General features: G+C 69.0%; 15 protein-coding genes. 11 read left to right on the forward strand and 4 right to left on the reverse strand.

The features are described from left to right. The first annotated feature begins 59 nt into the window (after positions 1-59). The 5 genes from LE197_RS01370 (at position 60) to LE197_RS01390 (ending at position 4,038) form a co-directional block, all read left to right on the forward strand. Positions 60-839: a class II aldolase/adducin family protein gene (locus LE197_RS01370; protein WP_003114490.1), complete on the forward strand. Its 780-nt coding sequence runs from the start codon at positions 60-62 to the stop codon at positions 837-839. After that, positions 836-1,732: an alpha/beta fold hydrolase gene (locus tag LE197_RS01375; protein WP_003102328.1), complete on the forward strand. Its 897-nt coding sequence runs from the start codon at positions 836-838 to the stop codon at positions 1,730-1,732. The genes LE197_RS01370 and LE197_RS01375 overlap by 4 nt, the downstream gene beginning before the upstream one ends. A gap of 98 nt (positions 1,733-1,830) precedes the next feature. Beyond that, positions 1,831-2,124, forward strand: a complete 294-nt coding sequence (locus LE197_RS01380; protein ID WP_003111018.1) for a hypothetical protein — start codon at positions 1,831-1,833, stop codon at positions 2,122-2,124. A 115-nt stretch (positions 2,125-2,239) separates the two neighbouring features. Then, positions 2,240-3,151, forward strand: a complete 912-nt coding sequence (locus tag LE197_RS01385) for an SDR family oxidoreductase (RefSeq protein ID WP_003111019.1) — start codon at positions 2,240-2,242, stop codon at positions 3,149-3,151. 116 nt (positions 3,152-3,267) lie between these two features. Then, positions 3,268-4,038, forward strand: a complete 771-nt coding sequence (locus tag LE197_RS01390) for a crotonase/enoyl-CoA hydratase family protein (RefSeq protein ID WP_003091874.1) — start codon at positions 3,268-3,270, stop codon at positions 4,036-4,038. Between the two features lie 19 nt (positions 4,039-4,057). Here the strand turns inward: LE197_RS01390 and LE197_RS01395 are convergent, their stop codons facing one another. The 3 genes from LE197_RS01395 to LE197_RS01405 form a co-directional block, all read right to left on the reverse strand. Continuing rightward, positions 4,058-4,402 carry a cupin domain-containing protein gene (locus LE197_RS01395; RefSeq protein ID WP_003091873.1) on the reverse strand — a complete coding sequence of 115 codons (345 nt, stop codon included), beginning with the start codon at positions 4,400-4,402 and terminating at the stop codon, positions 4,058-4,060. A 34-nt stretch (positions 4,403-4,436) separates the two neighbouring features. Continuing rightward, on the reverse strand, positions 4,437-5,843 hold the full coding sequence (locus LE197_RS01400) for an NAD(P)/FAD-dependent oxidoreductase (RefSeq protein WP_033968507.1): 1,407 nt from the start codon (positions 5,841-5,843) through the stop codon (positions 4,437-4,439). Between the two features lie 89 nt (positions 5,844-5,932). Further along, entirely contained in the window at positions 5,933-6,676 is a 744-nt protein-coding gene (locus LE197_RS01405; protein WP_003119583.1) for an AraC family transcriptional regulator, read from the reverse strand. A gap of 284 nt (positions 6,677-6,960) precedes the next feature. Between LE197_RS01405 and LE197_RS01410 the strand changes: the two genes are divergently transcribed. The 3 genes from LE197_RS01410 to LE197_RS01420 all read left to right on the forward strand — a co-directional run bounded on the left by LE197_RS01410 (position 6,961) and on the right by LE197_RS01420 (position 12,778). Then, positions 6,961-8,718 carry a DUF1302 domain-containing protein gene (locus tag LE197_RS01410; protein WP_033975537.1) on the forward strand — a complete coding sequence of 586 codons (1,758 nt, stop codon included), beginning with the start codon at positions 6,961-6,963 and terminating at the stop codon, positions 8,716-8,718. Positions 8,719-8,774: 56 nt separating this feature from the next. Further along, the gene (locus tag LE197_RS01415; protein ID WP_058018102.1) at positions 8,775-10,145 is read left to right on the forward strand and encodes a DUF1329 domain-containing protein; all 1,371 of its coding nucleotides are present in this window, start codon (positions 8,775-8,777) and stop codon (positions 10,143-10,145) included. 149 nt (positions 10,146-10,294) lie between these two features. Next, positions 10,295-12,778, forward strand: a complete 2,484-nt coding sequence (locus tag LE197_RS01420) for a LuxR C-terminal-related transcriptional regulator (RefSeq protein WP_121333548.1) — start codon at positions 10,295-10,297, stop codon at positions 12,776-12,778. 6 nt (positions 12,779-12,784) lie between these two features. On the opposite strand, the gene LE197_RS01425 is transcribed toward LE197_RS01420, so the two are convergent. After that, positions 12,785-13,597: a SirB1 family protein gene (locus tag LE197_RS01425; protein WP_033968517.1), complete on the reverse strand. Its 813-nt coding sequence runs from the start codon at positions 13,595-13,597 to the stop codon at positions 12,785-12,787. Positions 13,598-13,842: 245 nt separating this feature from the next. Here LE197_RS01425 and LE197_RS01430 point away from each other — a divergent pair, with 245 nt between their 5' ends. The 3 genes from LE197_RS01430 (at position 13,843) to LE197_RS01440 (ending at position 17,101) form a co-directional block, all read left to right on the forward strand. Beyond that, positions 13,843-14,868 carry a Leu/Phe/Val dehydrogenase gene (locus LE197_RS01430; protein ID WP_017149250.1) on the forward strand — a complete coding sequence of 342 codons (1,026 nt, stop codon included), beginning with the start codon at positions 13,843-13,845 and terminating at the stop codon, positions 14,866-14,868. Between the two features lie 141 nt (positions 14,869-15,009). Next, on the forward strand, positions 15,010-16,107 hold the full coding sequence (gene pdhA / locus LE197_RS01435) for a pyruvate dehydrogenase (acetyl-transferring) E1 component subunit alpha (protein ID WP_196752378.1): 1,098 nt from the start codon (positions 15,010-15,012) through the stop codon (positions 16,105-16,107). After that, positions 16,100-17,101 (forward strand): alpha-ketoacid dehydrogenase subunit beta, encoded by a 1,002-nt coding sequence (locus LE197_RS01440; protein WP_042171118.1) that lies wholly within the window; start codon positions 16,100-16,102, stop codon positions 17,099-17,101. The genes pdhA and LE197_RS01440 overlap by 8 nt, the downstream gene beginning before the upstream one ends. The last annotated feature ends 6 nt before the right edge of the window (positions 17,102-17,107 follow it).

The following is a 17,107-nucleotide window of genomic DNA, read 5'->3' on the forward strand; positions in this document are numbered from 1 at the left end:
GCCGGAGGAGGGCGGGGCTAGACTGCGGGCATCCGATAACGACAAAAGAGGATGCCGCCGTGACCGCCGTTCACTCCCTGCCCGCCGATGTGCAAGCCCAGGTCTCCGCCGCCGAATGGCAGACCCGCGTCGATCTCGCTGCCTGCTACCGGCTGGTCGCCCTGCACGGTTGGGACGACCTGATCTTCACCCACATCTCGGCCAAGGTGCCGGGCACCGAGGACTTCCTGATCAACCCGTTCGGCCTGATGTTCCACGAGATCACCGCCTCCAGCCTGGTGAAGGTGGATGCCAGCGGCAAGAAGCTGATGGACAGCCCCTACGAGATCAACCCGGCCGGCTACACCATCCATAGCGCGGTGCACGAGGTCCGCCACGACGTCGAGTGCGTGCTGCACACCCATACCGCCGCGGGGATCGCGGTGTCCTGCCAGAAGCAGGGCCTGTTGCCGCTGTCGCAGCAATCGTTGTTCGTGCTCTCCAGCCTGTCCTACCACGCCTACGAGGGCGTCGCCCTGAACCATGAGGAAAAGGCCCGCCTGCAGGCCGACCTGGGGGCCAGCAATTTCCTGATCCTGCCCAACCACGGCCTGCTCACCTGCGGCGGTTCCATCGCCGATACCTTCCTCATGATGTTCACCCTGCAACGCGCCTGCGAGGTACAGGTGATGGCGCAGAGCGGCGGCGCCGAGCTGATCCACATCCCGGGGCAGATCCTCGCCGGCGCGCGCGACATGATCGCCGGGGTGATGCGCAGCAAGACCGGCATGGGCGGCCAGCTCGCCTGGCCGGCGCTGCTGCGCAAGCTCGACCAGCAGAACCCGGGCTACCGCCAGTGACCGCGGCGCTGCCCGGCATTCCCCTGGAGGCCTGGCGGAGGCGGGGCCGCACCCTGGATTTCAAGGGCTTCCCGATCCGCTACTGGGAAGCCGGGCAGGGTCGGCCGTTGCTGCTGATCCACGGTTTTCCCAGCGCCGCCTGGGACTGGCACTACCTCTGGGAGCCGCTGGCGCAGCGCTACCGCGTGCTGGTCTGCGACCTGCTCGGCTTCGGCGATTCGGCCAAGCCGCGCGCCCATCGCTACAGCCTGCTGGAGCAGGCCGACCTGCAACAGGCGCTGCTCGGCCGCCTGGGAATCGACGAGCCGCTGCACGTGCTGGCCCACGACTACGGCGACAGCGTCGCCCAGGAACTGCTCGCCCGCCATCACGAAGGCCGGCTGCGGCTCGCCTCCTGCGTGTTCCTCAATGGTGGGCTGTTCCCGGAAACGCACCGCCCGGTGCTCAGCCAGAAGCTGTTGCTGAGCCCGTTGGGCGGGCTGTTCGGCCGGCTGTTCGACCGCCGCGCCCTGGCGCGCAACTTCGCCAAGGTCTTCGGCCCGCGCAGCCAGCCCGGCGAGACCGAGCTGGATGCCTTCTGGAGCCTGATCGAAAGCAACCAGGGGCAGCGGGTGATGCATCGCCTGATCCGCTACATCGTCGACCGCCGCGAGCAGCGTGAGCGCTGGGTGGCGGCGTTGCAGCACGGCGGGGTGCCGTTGCGGGTGATCGACGGCGCCGTCGACCCGATCTCCGGGGCGCACATGGTCGAGCGCTACCGGCAACTGGTCGCCGATGCCGACTGCGTGCTGCTCGATGGCATCGGCCATTATCCGCAGATCGAAGCGCCGGCGGCGGTGCTCGAACATTACCTGGCGTTTCGCGCCCGACTGGATGATTCAGAGTTTTCTTAAGCGAGTTTGAGATTGCAGCAAGTGCCATCGCGCAAGGATCGGGGCTAGGGTGCTGGCGCCTCGCTGGACGAGGCGTTTCGTCACCCATGGAGGTCTCCATGCACGATCCCGTTTCTCCCTTGCGCGTGTTCGACGAGGGCTCCTGGTTGTTCCGCCAGATGGTGCAGGCGCAGCCGTTCATCCGCCAGTCCGGGATGGTCCTCGCCGAACTCGGCCTGCTGCTGGCGCTCGGGCTCGGCTACCTGTGCTGGCAGGAAGGCAGTCGCTGGTACGCCGTCGGCGCCGGCCTCGCGTTGCTCGGCAGCCTGCTGCTGGTGGTGGTCCGGCACAACTACGACTGGTGGCTGTTCAAGCTCGGCCCGCGTGGCCGGCTGTACATTCCGTTCGACTGAAGCGGAACATCCCGCTGCCTTATCGGGCGCCATTCATGGCGGCGCGAAGCCTTGTCCCCGCCGGCGGGCTGGCCGACACTCGGGCAATCCTTCCTACTGCCCTGGAGTCCCGAACATGAGCGATGCCCTGCGTTTCGACGACCAAGTCGTGATCGTCACCGGAGCCGGCGGCGGCCTTGGCCGCGCCCACGCCCTGCTGTTCGCGAAGCATGGCGCCAGGGTGGTGGTCAACGACCTCGGCGGCAGCACCCATGGCGAAGGCGCCAGTGCCTCGGCGGCGGACAAGGTGGTGGCGGAAATCCGAGCCGCCGGCGGCACCGCGGTGGCCAACCACGACTCGGTCACGGACGGCGGCAGGATAGTGGAGAACGCGCTGGACGCCTTCGGTCGCGTCGACGTGGTGGTCAACAATGCCGGCATCCTGCGTGACAAGACCTTCCACAAGATGGAGGACGCCGACTGGGACCTGGTCTACCAGGTGCATGTCGAAGGCGCCTACAAGGTCACTCGCGCCGCCTGGCCACACTTGCGCGAGCAGGCCTACGGGCGGGTGGTGTTCACCTCCTCGACCTCGGGCATCTACGGCAACTTCGGCCAGAGCAACTACGGCATGGCCAAGCTCGGCCTCTATGGCCTGACCCGCACCCTGGCCCTGGAAGGACGCAAGAACAATATCCTGGTCAACGCCATCGCCCCCACCGGCGGTACGCGGATGACCGAGGGGCTGATCCCGCCGCAGGTCTTCGAGCAGCTCAAGCCGGAGTTGGTCAGCCCGCTGGTGGTCTACCTCGGCAGCTCGGCCTGCGAGGATACCTCGGGGCTCTATGAGGTCGGCGGTGGCTGGATCGGCAAGGTGCGCTGGGAACGCAGCCTGGGCTTCGGCTTCGATCCGAAGGCTGGCTTCGACGCGGAGGACGTGGCCGCGCACTGGCAGCAGATCTGCGACTTCGAGAACGCCGCGCACCCGGCGGACAATGTCGAGGCGCTTCGTGAAATGATGGCCAACCTGCAGAAGCACGCGCTCTGAGACGCCCGGCGGATGCGGCGCGGCCGCGGGAAAAGGACTAAGGTGAAGACCGGCTGACGCCGGTCTTCTGCCATCCGGCCGGTGTCTTCTTTCGCTTTTTCCGCAGGGAGTCTGTCATGAGTGTCATCGTCGAACGCAACGGCCCGGTCACCACCCTGGTCATCGCTCGCCCGGAGCGGCGCAATGCGGTGGACCGGCCGACCGCCCAGGCCCTGGCCGACGCCCTGCGCGAATTCGAAGCGGACGATACGGCGCGGGTCGCGGTACTCACCGGCAGCGGCGGCAATTTCTGCGCCGGCGCCGACCTCGCCGCGGTGGCCGAGGATGGCGAGCGGCGCAATCGCCTGGAGGCGGAGGGCGACGGGCCGATGGGGCCTAGCCGCATGCAGCTCGGCAAGCCGCTGATTGCCGCCATCGAAGGCTATGCGGTGGCCGGCGGGCTGGAGCTGGCGCTGCTCGCCGACCTGCGGGTGATGGCCGAGGACGCCATCTGCGGAGTGTTCTGCCGGCGCTTCGGGGTGCCGCTGATCGATGGCGGCAGCGTGCGCCTGCCGCGGATCGTCGGGCAGGGCCGGGCGCTCGACCTGATCCTTACCGGGCGTCCGGTGAAGGCCGACGAAGCGTTGCAGATCGGCCTGGCCAACCGGGTGGTGCCGAGCGGTTCGGCGCGAGCCGAGGCCGAGGAGCTGGCGGCGGAACTCGCCGCCTTCCCGCAGACCTGCATGCTCGCCGACCGCGCCAGCGTATACGCGCAGTGGGAACTGTCCTTCGACGTGGCCCTGGCCAACGAATTCCAGGGCGGGCTGGCGGTGATCGAGAGCGGCGAGACCCTGGAGGGCGCGCAGCGCTTCAAGGACGGCGAGGGGCGCCACGGGCGCTTCGAGTGACGCCGTCGCGCCGCGCGGGCTAGCGATGGATGATCACGTAGCTCTTGCGCACGGTTTCCTGCACATCCCACACGCCGAGACTGTTCTCCGGCAGCAGCAGGGCATCGCCGGCCTCGATGCGGATGGTCTCGCCGCCGTCCGGGGTGAAGGTGCAGCGGCCTTGCAGGAAGTGGCAGAACTCCTGCTCGACGATCTGCCGCCGCCAGCGTCCGGGGGTGCATTCCCAGATGCCGGTTTCCACCTGGTCGGTGCGCTCCACGGCGTAGGCGCGGGTCTGCGCGACCGGCTCGCCAAGGGGCACCGCGACCGGGCTGGCGGCGCCAAGATCGGCGCCGGCGGTATTTTTCAGAAGGGTCAGGGCCATGCGGTTTTTCCTCTGTGGGAGGTGGAGGGGATTCTCAGCGCATCAGGCTTTCCATGCCGGCCGCGAGGGTTTGCGCCAGGCTGCGTCGCCAGGGTGCGCTGTGCGGATCGGCAAGGACCCGGTCCTCATGGACGAAACTGCGGATGATCGCGTTGTAGCCGAGCCAGCGGCAGGGTTCCGGTTCCCAGCGGGCCAGGCTGTCCAGCGATCGCTCGCCCAGCACCCAGGGCTGCCGCAGCAGCTCGCTGTCCTCGCCGAGGATCAGCGCGGCCAGGGTGCGGCCGCCGAGGTTGCTGGCGCCGACCCCTTCGCCGCCGTAGCCGCCGGAGAGGGCGATGCCGCTGGCGCGGTCGAGCAGCATGTGCGGGCGGAAGCGCCGGGCCATGCCGAGATTGCCGCCCCAGGTGTGGCTGATCCTGGCGTCCTTGAGCAGCGGGAAGAGCTCGCCGAACAGGTAGCGACGCAGGCCGACTTCTTCGTCGTCGAGGCTGAAGTCGCTGCGTAGCTTGCCGCCGAAGCGGTAGCCGCCGCGCGCGCCGAAGGCCAGGCGGTCGTCGGCGGTGCGCTGGCCGTAGGTGACCTGGCGGCTGAATTCGCTGAAGGCCTGGCCGCGTTCCAGGCCGATCTCCGCCCAGACCGACGACGGCAGCGGCTCGGTGGCCACCAGCAGGCTCTGCACCGGCAACTGGTAGTGGCCCAGCGGCGGCAGGCTGGCGGCATAGCCTTCCACCGCCGGCACGATCCATTCGGCGCGCAGTTCGCCGCGCTCGGTGCGCAGCCGGCCGCGTTGCCAGTGCAGCACCCGGCTCTTCTCGAACAGCCGCACGCCCAGGCGCTCCACCGCGCAGGCCAGGCCGCGCGCGAGCCTGGCCGGCTGGATGGTGGCGCAGTGCGGCGAATGGATCGCCCCGTAGCTGCCGGGGATGCGCAACTGCTGGTCGAGTTCCTGCGGCGTCAGCCAGCGGTAGTCGCTTTCGTCCAGGCCTTCGGCATAGAGATCATGCAGATAGGCACGCAGGCGGCGTTCCTGTTCCGGGTAGCGCGCCGCGCAGTAGAGCACGCCACCCTTGCGGTAGTCGCAGTCGATGCCTTCCTCTTGCAGCACCCGCGCGACCTCGTCGGGAATCCCGTGCAGCAGGTCGTAGCCGGCCCGGCGCCGCTCCGGCGGCAAGCCGGCGAGCAGGCCGTCCTCGCCGAGCAGGTTGCCCATCAGCCAGCCGCCGTTGCGCCCCGAGGCGCCGAAGCCGGCGGTTTCCGCCTCGACGATGGCGACGCGCAACTGCGGCGCCCGGCGCTTCAGGTAATAGGCGGTCCAGAGGCCGGTGTAGCCGGCGCCGACGATGGCCACGTCGACCTCGAGGGATTCTTCCAGGGACGGGCGCGCTTCGAGCGGATCGTCCAGTTGATTCATCCACAGGCTGAGGTGGCGCCAGGCCGACATAGAGGGCTCCATAGCGAGAGGGAAGGGGGATGCGGCGAGAGTAGGAAGATGCCGTGCGCCTGTCGTGCGCGCGGGTCCGCTGGGAAATCTCAGCGGCGCGACGACAGGCGCTTCAGGTATTCGCGCGGAGACTGGCCGGTGTGCTGGCGGAAGCAGCGGTAGAAGGCCGACAGCGAATTGAAGCCGGCGGCGAAGGCCAGTTCGTCGACCCGTCCGGGCAGCTCGCCGGAAAGCTGGCCGAGCAGGTGTTGCAGGCGGGTCTGGTTGACGTACTGGTAGAAGCTCAGGCCGAGCACCTGGTTGAGCAGGTAGGAAATCTGGTTGCGCGTATAGCCGGTGGCATTGGCCACCTGGGTCAGGTCCAGGTCCGGATCGAGATAGGGCTGGGCCTGCTGGAAGTAGTGCTCCAGGTCGCGCGCCAGCAGGCTCAGCTGCTTGGCCGAAAGCCCCAGGCGGCTGGCCGGCGGCCGGCCGTCGCCGCCGGCCTGGGCTCCGCCGCCGCTTTCGTGGACCAGCGAGGCGTATTCGTTGATGCGCCAGATCAGGCCGTCGCGCACGGTGATCGCCTCGCTGGCGCGGAACGAAGCCAGGCGGCCGCTGAGGGTCACCCGCAGGCGGTACTGGATGAAGGCGGTATCGCCGTCGAAGCGGATACGGTCGGTATGCTCCAGCGACTCGTCGGGGCCCTTGGGCATGGTCGCCTCGACGTACTCGCGGAGATCGGCCAGGCGCATCCGGCGGTTCTGGAAGAAGTCGTTGTATTCGACCTCGGGATGATAGAGCGCCATCACCGCGTCGATGTCGCGGTGCTTCCAGCTGAGGTGATAGCGCATGACCGTCTCGCGGGTGGCGTCGGCGAGGTCGCGGTCGGCGGGAATGGTCTGTTCGGGCTGCATGCAGCGAAGGATGCCATCGCCGTCGCCGGCGGAACAGTGCCGCGCCGTCATCCATGCACTGGATGACGGCGTATCCATCCTGCATATGGCGTTCGCGGAGGCGCTTTCCAGGGCCCCTGTTCACTCTTTCGGGCGACAGCCGGAATACCTCCTTGGTGCGCTTACCGCCGTTCGGGCCGCTGGGTAGGGTGTAGCCACCTCGACCCTGTCAGGAGAGCCGCATGACAACAACAAAAAGGCGCGGAATCTTCCCTCTGCACGCACTCGCTGCGGCCACAGCCCTGGGTTGCGCCACCCAGGCCTCGGCCGTGTCATTCAACATCGGGGAGATCGAAGGGCAATTCGACTCGTCGCTGTCGGTGGGGGCCAGCTGGTCCATGCGTTCCGCCGACAAGGACTACATCGGCACCCGCAACGGCGGCCACGCCTCGTCGCAGACCTCCGACGACGGCCGGCTCAACTTCAAGAAGGGCGAAACCTTCTCGAAGATCTTCAAGGGCATCCACGATCTCGAACTCAAGTACGGCGATACCGGCGCGTTCTTCCGTGGCAAGTACTGGTACGACTTCGAGCTGAAGGACGAACACCGCCTGCTCTACGACATCGACGACCACAATCGCAAGGAGGGCGCCAAGTCCTCCGGGGCGCAGCTGCTCGATGCCTTCCTCTACCACAACTACAGCATCGGCGACCTGCCCGGCAGCGTGCGGGTCGGCAAGCAGGTGGTGAGCTGGGGCGAGAGCACGTTCATCCAGAACTCGATCAACAGCATCAATCCGATGGACGTCGCCGCCTTCCGCCGGCCCGGCGCGGAGATCAAGGAAGGCCTGATCCCGGTGAACATGCTCTACCTGTCCCAGGGCATCAGCGACGCGCTGACCGTCGAAGGCTTCTACCAGTTGGAGTGGGACCAGACGGTGATCGACAACTGCGGCACCTTCTTCTCCACCACCGACGTGGTCGCCGATGGCTGCGAGCGGATGGTCTACGCCGGCAGCGACTTCGACCCGAACCCGGCCAACGGCTACCGCTACCTGCCGCGCGCCGGCGATCGCGATGCCCGCGACAGCGGCCAGTGGGGCCTGGCCCTGCGTTGGTACGCGGCGGAGCTGAACGACACCGAGTTCGGCCTGTACGCGATGAACTACCACAGTCGCAACCCGTACTACAGTGTGATCGCCGGCAACGGCCTAGCCACCTCCGACCCGGTCACCGGCCGCTCCACCGGCTATTACTTCATCGACTATCCCGAGGACATCCGCCTCTACGGCCTGAGCTTCCAGACCAACATCGGCAGCACCTCGGTGGCCGGCGAGCTGAGCTACCGGCCGAACATGCCGCTACAAATCAACAGCACCGACATGTCGATCGCCGCGATCTACCCGACCACCCTGTTCGGCAACCCGATCTACGACAGCGGCTTCGCCACCCCGCGCGCCGGCGAGGTGATCAACGGCTACGTGCGCAAGCCGGTGACCCAGGCACAGGTGACCGTCACCCAGTTCTTCGACCGGGTACTGGCGGCCGACCGCCTGACCGTGGTCGGCGAAGTCGGCTATAACCACCTCAGCGGGGTCGACGGCGACGACCTGCGCTACGGCCGCGACGCCATCTACGGCATCGGCGAACTGCCGAACAACGCCTTGTGCACCGGCGCGCTCAACGTGGCCAACCCGCAGGAGTGCAACAGCCACGGCTTCTACACCCGCAACTCGTGGGGCTATCGCCTGCGCGGGATCCTCGAATATCCCAACGTGTTCGCCGGGGTCAACCTGAAGCCGAACCTGGCCTGGTCGCACGACGTCGAGGGCTACGGGCCGAACTTCAGCGAGGGCGCCAAGGCCGTCAGCGTCGGCCTCGATGCCGACTACCAGAACACCTATACCGCCAGCATCAGCTACACCGACTTCTTCGGCGGCGACTACAACCCGATCAACGACCGCGACTTCCTCGCGGTGAGCTTCGGGGTGAACTTCTGAGGTCCGCCGCCCTTCGGGGCGGCCGCTTTCGCGGATACGAACAAGGATAACAACGCATGAAAACAGCACGACTCCTGTCCTCCGGGGCGCTGGCCCTAAGCCTGCTGGCCGGTTCGGTGACGGCGGCGGTTTCGCCCGACGAGGCCGCCAAGCTCGGCAGCAGCCTGACCCCTATCGGCGCGCAGAAGGAAGGCAACGCCGACGGCAGCATCCCAGCCTGGACCGGCGGCCTCGCGACCAGTGCCGGCAAGGTCGACGGCAAGGGCTTCCTTTCCGATCCCTTTGCCGACGAGAAGCCGCTGTTCACCATCACCGCGCAGAACGTCGAGCAATACAAGGACAAGCTCTCCGACGGCCAGTTGGCGATGTTCAAGCGCTACCCCGAGACCTACCGGATCCCGGTGTACAAGACCCATCGCACGGTGGCCCTGCCGGCCGAGATCGACGAGGCGGTCAAGCAGAGCGCGCTGAACGTGCAGCCGATCAACGACGGCAACGGCCTGTCGAATTTCGAGAAGAGCCGCTACTACGCCTTCCCGATCCCGAAGAACGGTGTCGAAGTGCTCTGGAACCACATCACTCGCTACCGCGGCGGCAACCTCAAGCGCACCATCGTCCAGGCCACCCCGCAGACCAACGGCAGCTTCACGCCGATCCGCTTCGAGGAGTCGGTGGCATTCCCGCAGAACATGCCCGACCTCGACCAGAGCAAGGCGGCCAACATCCTCACCTTCTTCAAGCAGCAGGTGACCGCGCCGGCGCGCCTGGCGGGCAACGTGCTGCTGGTCCACGAGACCCTCGACCAGGTCAAGGAGCCGCGCCTGGCCTGGGTCTACAACGCCGGCCAGCGCCGCGTGCGGCGCGCCCCTCAGGTGGCCTACGATGGCCCGGGCACCGCCGCCGACGGCCTGCGCACCTCGGATAACTTCGACATGTTCTCCGGCGCCCCGGACCGCTACGACTGGAAGCTGCTCGGCAAGCGCGAGATGTACATCCCCTACAACGCCTACAAGCTCAACGACCCGAGCCTGAAGTACGGCGACATCATCAAGGCCGGGCACATCAACCAGGACCTGACCCGCTACGAGCTGCACCGGGTGTGGGAAGTGGTCGGCACGGTGAAGCCGGGCGAGCGGCACATCTACGCCAAGCGCCACATGTACATCGACGAGGACAGCTGGCAGATCGCCCTGGTCGACCATTATGACGGTCGCGGCCAGCTCTGGCGGGTCGGCGAGGGCCACGCGCAGTACCACTACGACCAGAAGGTCGCCGGCTACACTCTGGAGGCGCTCTACGACGTGATCGCCGGTCGCTACCTGGCGCTGGGCATGAACAACGAGGAGAAGCGCGGCTACGAGTTCGGCTTCAAGGCCTCGTCCGCCGACTACACGCCGGCCGCCCTGCGCAACGCAGGGGTACGCTGAGTCCCGGCCAGTCGCGACGAGCGTGTCGGCTTGTGTCGACGCGCTCGTTCGTTATGACGGCCCATCACCCGGCGCAATCATCGTTCAGCAGCGGGGCAGGCGCGGTCTAGGCTCCCGGCAAGGCGCTTCGACAGAACAAGAGCACTGCCATGACCGAGCCGACCGAGCTGCCCGCCGCCTTGCCGCGGCTGCCGCCGCAGCACCTGCCGCGGCCCCGTTTGCACCAGCCGCTGCTACGCGGAGAATGCCGCCTGCGACTGCTTTGCGCACCCGCCGGCAGCGGCAAGACCGTCCTCCTCGGAGAATGCGCGCGGCGGGCGCCGCCTGGGGTGCAGGTGGTCTGGCTGGCGCTGGGCGGGGAAGCGCTGGACCCTGCGACCTTCCGCCGCCGCCTGGCCGGCGCCCTCGGCTTGGCCGAGGAAAGCGACGAAGCGCAACTGTGCCGGCGGCTGCGCAACGCTTCCGCGCTGTGGTTGCTGCTCGACGATTACCCACGGCACCCCGACCCCGCCCTCGACGCTTGCCTCGATCGCCTGTTGAGCGCGGCCTCGCCACGGGTGGGCTGGTGGCTGGCGAGCCGGCGGCGGCCGCAGTGCAACCTGGCGCGGTTGCTGCTGGAAGGGGAGTTGCTGGAGGTCGACGGCGGCCTGCTGGCGTTCGATGCCGACGAGGTCGCCGAACTGCTCCGCCTGCACGGGCGCAGCGCCGATGCCGGCACGGCCGGGACACTGCTGGAACGCAGCGGCGGTTGGTGCGCCGCGTTGCGCTTGCGCCTGCTGGTCGGCGAAGAGACGGCCGGACCGTTGTTGCAGGAATACCTCCAGCACGAGTTGCTCGACGAGCTGCCGCCGCCGCTGGCCGACGCTGCGCGTGCCCTGGCCTGGCTGCCGCAAGTCGGTCCGGAGCTGTTCCGCCGGCTGTTCGAGGAGTTGCCCCACGGGCTGGACGACCTGTTGGCGCGGGGCTTCCCCCTGCTGGCCGATACGAACCAGCGCTACAGCCTGCCGCCGGCGATCCGCGAGGCCTGGCGCGAAGCGCCGCAGCGCCCGCAGCGGGACTTCCACCGGGAAGCCTGCGAATGGTTCGCCGAACACGGCGAGACCCGCGAGGCGGTCGACCAGGCGCTGGCCGCCGACGAACCGGAGACCGCCGCCGGATTGTTGCAGAAGCTCACCGAGGAGCAATTGCTGCACGGCCACAACATCGGCATGGTCCTGGCCCTGCGCGACGAACTGCCGGCGGCGCTGCTGGCCAGCACGCCGCGCCTGGTGATCCTGAATGCCTGGGCGCTGCTCTACGCCGGACGCCTGGCCGAAGCCGAAGACTGCATCGGCCAGTTGGCGCGCTTCCTGCCGATGCCCTCGGCGTCCCGCCAGCGGGTGCTGCTGGCGCAATGGCAGGGCTTGTTCGGGATCCTCCTGCACTGCCGCGGCGAGCGCGGCGCCGCCGACTACCTGCGCGAGGCGCTGGAGCAACTGCCGGAGGACGCCTGGTCGCAGGGACTGATCTGCCGCTCGGCGCTGATGCAACTGGCGATGATCGAGGGGCGGATGGACCAGGCGCGCTTGATCGGCCGCGATGCCTTGCGCCTGGCGCGCGAGCACGACAGCCTGATCTTCGAGGCGCTGATCGAACTGGAGCGGGCGCAGTGGCTGGAGCAGCGCGGCGAACTGCTGCGCGCGGAAGGCGTCCTCGATCGTGCCCAGCGCTACCTGGAGGACCTCGGCCAGCAGGGCAGCCCGATGCTCGGCCGGATCGCCCTGCGCCGCGCGCGCCTGTGCCTGCAGCAGGGCCGCGAGGTCGAGGCCGGGCACTGGTATCGGCTGGGGCTGGAGCAGGCACGGGAGAATCTCGACCCCTGGGCGCTCTACGGCTACCTGGGACTGGCCTTGCTGGAAGCCGGGCAGGGTGACCTGGACGCGGCGTTCAACCGCCTGCTGGAGGTCGAGCGGCTGATGCAGCAGCGCCATGTCCCCGATCCGCTGTATCGCGGCGCGCTACTGCTGGTCAGCTCCGCCCTGACCCTGCAGCAGGGAAGGCCGGCGCAGGCGCGGGAGATCCTGCTGCGGGTCCGCGCCTACTTCCAGCCGGGACGGTCGCGCCTGTCGCCGCCCTCCGAACCGGAGCTGGAAGCGCGGGTAGAGCACCAATTGGCGCTGGCCGAACTCTACAGCGGCGAGGCTGCCGCCGCCGAAGCGCGGCTGCGCGGGCTGCTCGCCATTCTCGAGGCGCAGGGGCGGCAGACGCTGCTTTGCGAGGTGCGCATGGGCATCGCCGAGTGCCAGTTCCTCTGCGGACAGTTGCCCCAGGCCCAGCAAACCCTGCGCAGCGGCCTGGAGCTGGCGGAGCGGCTAGGCCTGCAACTGCCGCAGCGGCGACTGCGGGATCGCCAGCCGCAACTTTTCGCCGCCCTGCCGGGGGAGGAAGAGGAGGGGCTCAGTCCGCTCAGTTGCCGGGAGCTGGCGGTGCTCGGCCTGATCGCCCAGGGCTGTTCCAACCAGGAGATCGGCGAGCAACTGTTCATTTCCCTGCACACGGTGAAGACCCACGCCCGGCGGATCAACGGCAAGCTCGGCGTGGCCCGCCGGACCCAGGCGGTGGCGCGGGCCAAGGCCCTCGGCCTGCTCGCCTGAGCGGCCTCAGTGCAGGGCGCGGCCGGTCGGCGGGGCGAGTTCGCCCAGGCGCTGGCCGAGGCGCAGTTGCTCGGTGGGATCGTCGCTGAGCAAGAGCGCGCGTTCCAGGTCGTAGCGTTCCGCCTGCGGGCAATCCAGTTGCCGATAGAGGCCGGCGCGGGCCTCGTGGTCGGCGGCGCCCACCGGGCCGAGTTCGATCACCCGCTGGGCATCCTTCAGCGCGGCCAGCGGCTCGCCGGCGGCGCTGTGCAGTTGTCGCAGGTTGCGCGACAGACGCTGGAGGATTTCCCCGGGAGAGGCCTGCTTCAGGTAGGCGGCCTGCAGTTCGCTCTTCGGCCCTTGCAGGCGCAGCAGCAGTTCGCGGCAGTCGGGGGTATAGAGGCGCCGCCCGGTAGCCGGGTCGAGCAGATGGTCGGCCTGCGGCACGCGCAGCAGGAAGCGTCCCGGGAAGTTCACTCCGACCAGCGGAATGTCCAGCCGCCGCGCCAGCTCCATGGCCACCAGCGCCAGCGACAACGGCTGCCCCTGGCGCCGCTGCAGCACCAGCGGGAGCAGGGCCGAGCGCGGTTGCAGGGGGAAGTCGTCGTCTTCGCAGAAACCCTGTTCGCTCATTCGCCGCAGCAACCCCTGGGCGCGCTCGCTGGCCGAGGCGCGGTCGTCCAGGCTGGCGCCGATCTGCCGGACGAGTTCGTCGAGCTCGCGCAGGGAGAGGGCGGGCGAATACGCCGGGAGGTGCTCCGCGGCGATCCACAGGGCCGCTTCGAACAGCGCTGGCGGTTCCTGGGCGAGACAATCGAGGCAGGCTTGACGCGGGTCCATGGCTTTCCTCCTGGTGCGCCTGGATCGCTGCGGACGGGCCGTTCGGAGCACGCCGGGGCCGGTTTCGAGCGGGCGGACCCCAAGGTTGTAACCGTCCGCCGAAGCTTCGTCCAGTACCCGGCTCGGCGAGCGCCGCGGCCTGGTCGTCGGCCTTGCGGGCGTTTCGCCGACGCCTGCCTATACTGAAGGTGCCGGGCGGCAACGGCCCGGCCCGGACAACAAGCACCAAGCAGGGGAGCCCCAGCATGTTCGACATGATGGACGCGGCCCGGCTCGAAGGTCTCCACCTCGCCCAAGACCCGGCCACGGGACTCAAGGCCATTATCGCCATTCACAGCACGCGACTCGGCCCGGCGCTGGGTGGTTGTCGCTACCTGCCTTACCCCAACGACGAAGCCGCCATCGGCGACGCCATCCGCCTGGCCCAGGGCATGAGCTACAAGGCGGCCCTGGCCGGACTGGAGCAGGGCGGCGGCAAGGCAGTGATCATCCGCCCGCCGCACCTGGACAATCGCGGCGCGCTGTTCGAGGCCTTCGGGCGCTTCATCGAAAGCCTCGGCGGACGCTACATCACCGCGGTGGACAGTGGTACCTCCAGCGCCGACATGGACTGCATCGCCCAGCAGACCCGCCACGTCACCAGCACCACCCAGGCCGGCGACCCCTCGCCGCATACCGCCCTCGGCGTGTTCGCCGGGATTCGCGCCAGCGCCCAGGCGCGCCTCGGCAGCGACGACCTGGAAGGCCTGCGGGTCGCGGTGCAGGGGCTCGGCCACGTCGGCTACGCATTGGCCGAGCAACTGGCGGCGGTCGGCGCCGAGTTGCTGGTCTGCGACCTCGATCCCGGCCGGGTGCAACTGGCCGTCGAGCAGCTCGGTGCCCATCCGCTGGCGCCGGAGGCATTGCTCTCCACCCCTTGCGACATCCTCGCGCCCTGCGGCCTGGGCGGCGTGCTCACCAGCCAGAGCGTCAGCCAGTTGCGCTGCGCGGCGGTGGCCGGGGCGGCGAACAACCAGTTGGAGCGGCCGGAGGTCGCCGACGAGTTGGAGGCGCGCGGCATCCTCTATGCGCCGGACTACGTGATCAACTCCGGCGGCCTGATCTACGTCGCCCTCAAGCATCGCGGCGCCGACCCGCATAGCATCACCGCGCACCTGGCGCGGATTCCCGCGCGGCTCACCGAGATCTATGCCCATGCCCAGGCCGACCACCAGTCGCCGGCGCGGATCGCCGACCGTCTGGCGGAGCGGATTCTCTACGGCCCGCACTGACGGGCCGGCGTTTCCGGCGAGGCCGCCGACAGGCCTCGCCAGCGGCAGTGCGGGCCACCCCCGCCGCGCCGTGCGTGCACGCCGCCACCCGCGGCGCGACCCTGAGCGGCACGCCTACCCGGCGTGCGGAGGAGGTTTGCGATGGTTCACAACCGGATCGACCCGTCTTTCACCCGCTACCTCGACAGCGACGGTCGGCCCCTCGGCGAGTTGCCCGCCTGGGCCGGCGACAGCGATGCGCTGGTCGGCCTCTACCGGCAGATGCTCCTGACCCGCCTGTTCGACCAGAAGGCGGTGGCCCTCCAGCGTACCGGGCGGATCGGCACCTATGCGCCAACCCTCGGCCAGGAAGCCATCGGCGTGGCCATCGGCAGCCAGATGCGCGCCGAGGACGTGCTGGTGCCCTATTACCGCGATACCGCCGTGCAATTGATGCGCGGCGTGCGCATGGAGGACATCCTCCTCTACTGGGGCGGCGACGAGCGCGGCAGCGACTACGCCGAACCGCTGGCGGCGCAGGACTTTCCCATTTGCGTGCCGATCGCGACCCAGGCCCTGCATGCCTGCGGGGTCGCCTCGGCGTTCCGCATCCGCGGCGAGCACCGGGTGGCGGTGACCACCTGCGGCGACGGCGCCACCAGCAAGGGCGATTTCCTCGAGGCGCTGAACGTGGCGGGCGCCTGGCAGTTGCCGGTGCTCTTCGTGGTCAACAACAACCAGTGGGCGATCTCGGTGCCGCGGCGCATCCAATGCGGCGCGCCGACCCTGGCGGAGAAGGCGGTGGGTGCCGGCTTCCCCGGCGAACAGGTGGACGGCAACGACGTGCTGGCGGTCGCCGAGCGCGTCCGCGTGGCCCTGGAGCGCGCGCGCCAGGGCAAGGGGCCGACACTGCTGGAGTGCATCAGCTATCGCCTCTGCGACCACACCACGGCCGACGACGCCAGCCGCTACCGTTCCGCCGAGGAGGTCAACCAGGCCTGGCGCGAGGAGCCGATCAAGCGCCTGCGCGCCTTCCTCGCCGGCCGCGGCCAGTGGGACGAGGAGCGCGAGCAGGCGCTGGTGGGCGAGTGCCAGGCGCGGGTGCAGGAGGCGGTGGAGCGTTTCGAGACGTTCGCCGCGCAGGCGCCGCAGGCACTGTTCGAGCATGTCTACGCGCGCTGGCCGGCGGCTCTGGAGGAGCAGCGCGAGCAATTGCTGGAGCGCGCCGCGCGGCGGCAGGGAGGGGCCGAACATGAATGAGCGTAACGGCGAAGCGAAACGCCTGGCGCTTCTGGAGGCGGTCAACCTGGCGCTGCACCGGGCCATGGCCGAGGACGAGACGGTGGTGGTGCTGGGCGAAGACGTCGGGGTCAACGGCGGGGTGTTTCGCGCCACCCTGGGCCTGCGCGAGCGCTTCGGCTTCAAGCGGGTGCTGGATACGCCGCTGGCGGAGAACATGATCGCCGGGCTGTCCATCGGCATGGCCGCCCAGGGCCTGAAGCCGGTGATGGAGATCCAGTTCATGGGCTTCATCTACGCCGCCATGGAGCAACTGGTGTCCCATGCCAGCCGCCTGCGCAATCGCACCCGCGGCCGCCTGGCCTGCCCGCTGGTGTTGCGCACGCCGATGGGCGCGGGAATCCGTGCGCCGGAGCACCACAGCGAGGCGACCGAGGCGATGTTCGCGCACATCCCCGGCGTCCGCGTGCTGGTGCCGTCGTCGCCGGCGCGGGCCTACGGCCTGCTCCTGGCGGCGATCGACGATCCCGATCCGGTAATCTTCCTCGAACCGACCCGGCTCTACCGAATGAACCCGCAGCCGCTGGCGGACGACGCCCGGCGCCTGCCACTGGACAGTTGCTTCACCCTTCGCGAAGGCGACGACCTGACCCTGGTCAGCTGGGGCGCCAGCGTCCATGAGACCCAGCAGGCCGCCGAGCGCCTGGCGCAGCGCGGCATCGAGGCCGAAGTGATCGACGTTGCCTGCCTCAAGCCGCTCGACCTCGACACCCTGGAAGCCTCGGTGCGCAAGACCGGTCGCTGCGTGATCGTCCACGAGGCGCCGAAGAGCGGCGGCCTGGGTGGGGAAATCGCCGCGAGCCTCTACGAGCGCGTCCTGTTCGACCTGCGAGCGCCGATCCAGCGGGTCGCGGCCGCCGACATCCCGCCGCCGCTGTACCGTCTGGAACCGCTGTACATGCCCGCCGTGGAGGACATCCTGGCGGCCTGCGACACCGTGCTCGGCTACGCCTGAGCCGAA

Origin of the sequence: Pseudomonas sp. PS1(2021), from assembly GCF_020405165.1 — a bacterium.
Lineage (GTDB): Bacteria > Pseudomonadota > Gammaproteobacteria > Pseudomonadales > Pseudomonadaceae > Pseudomonas > Pseudomonas aeruginosa.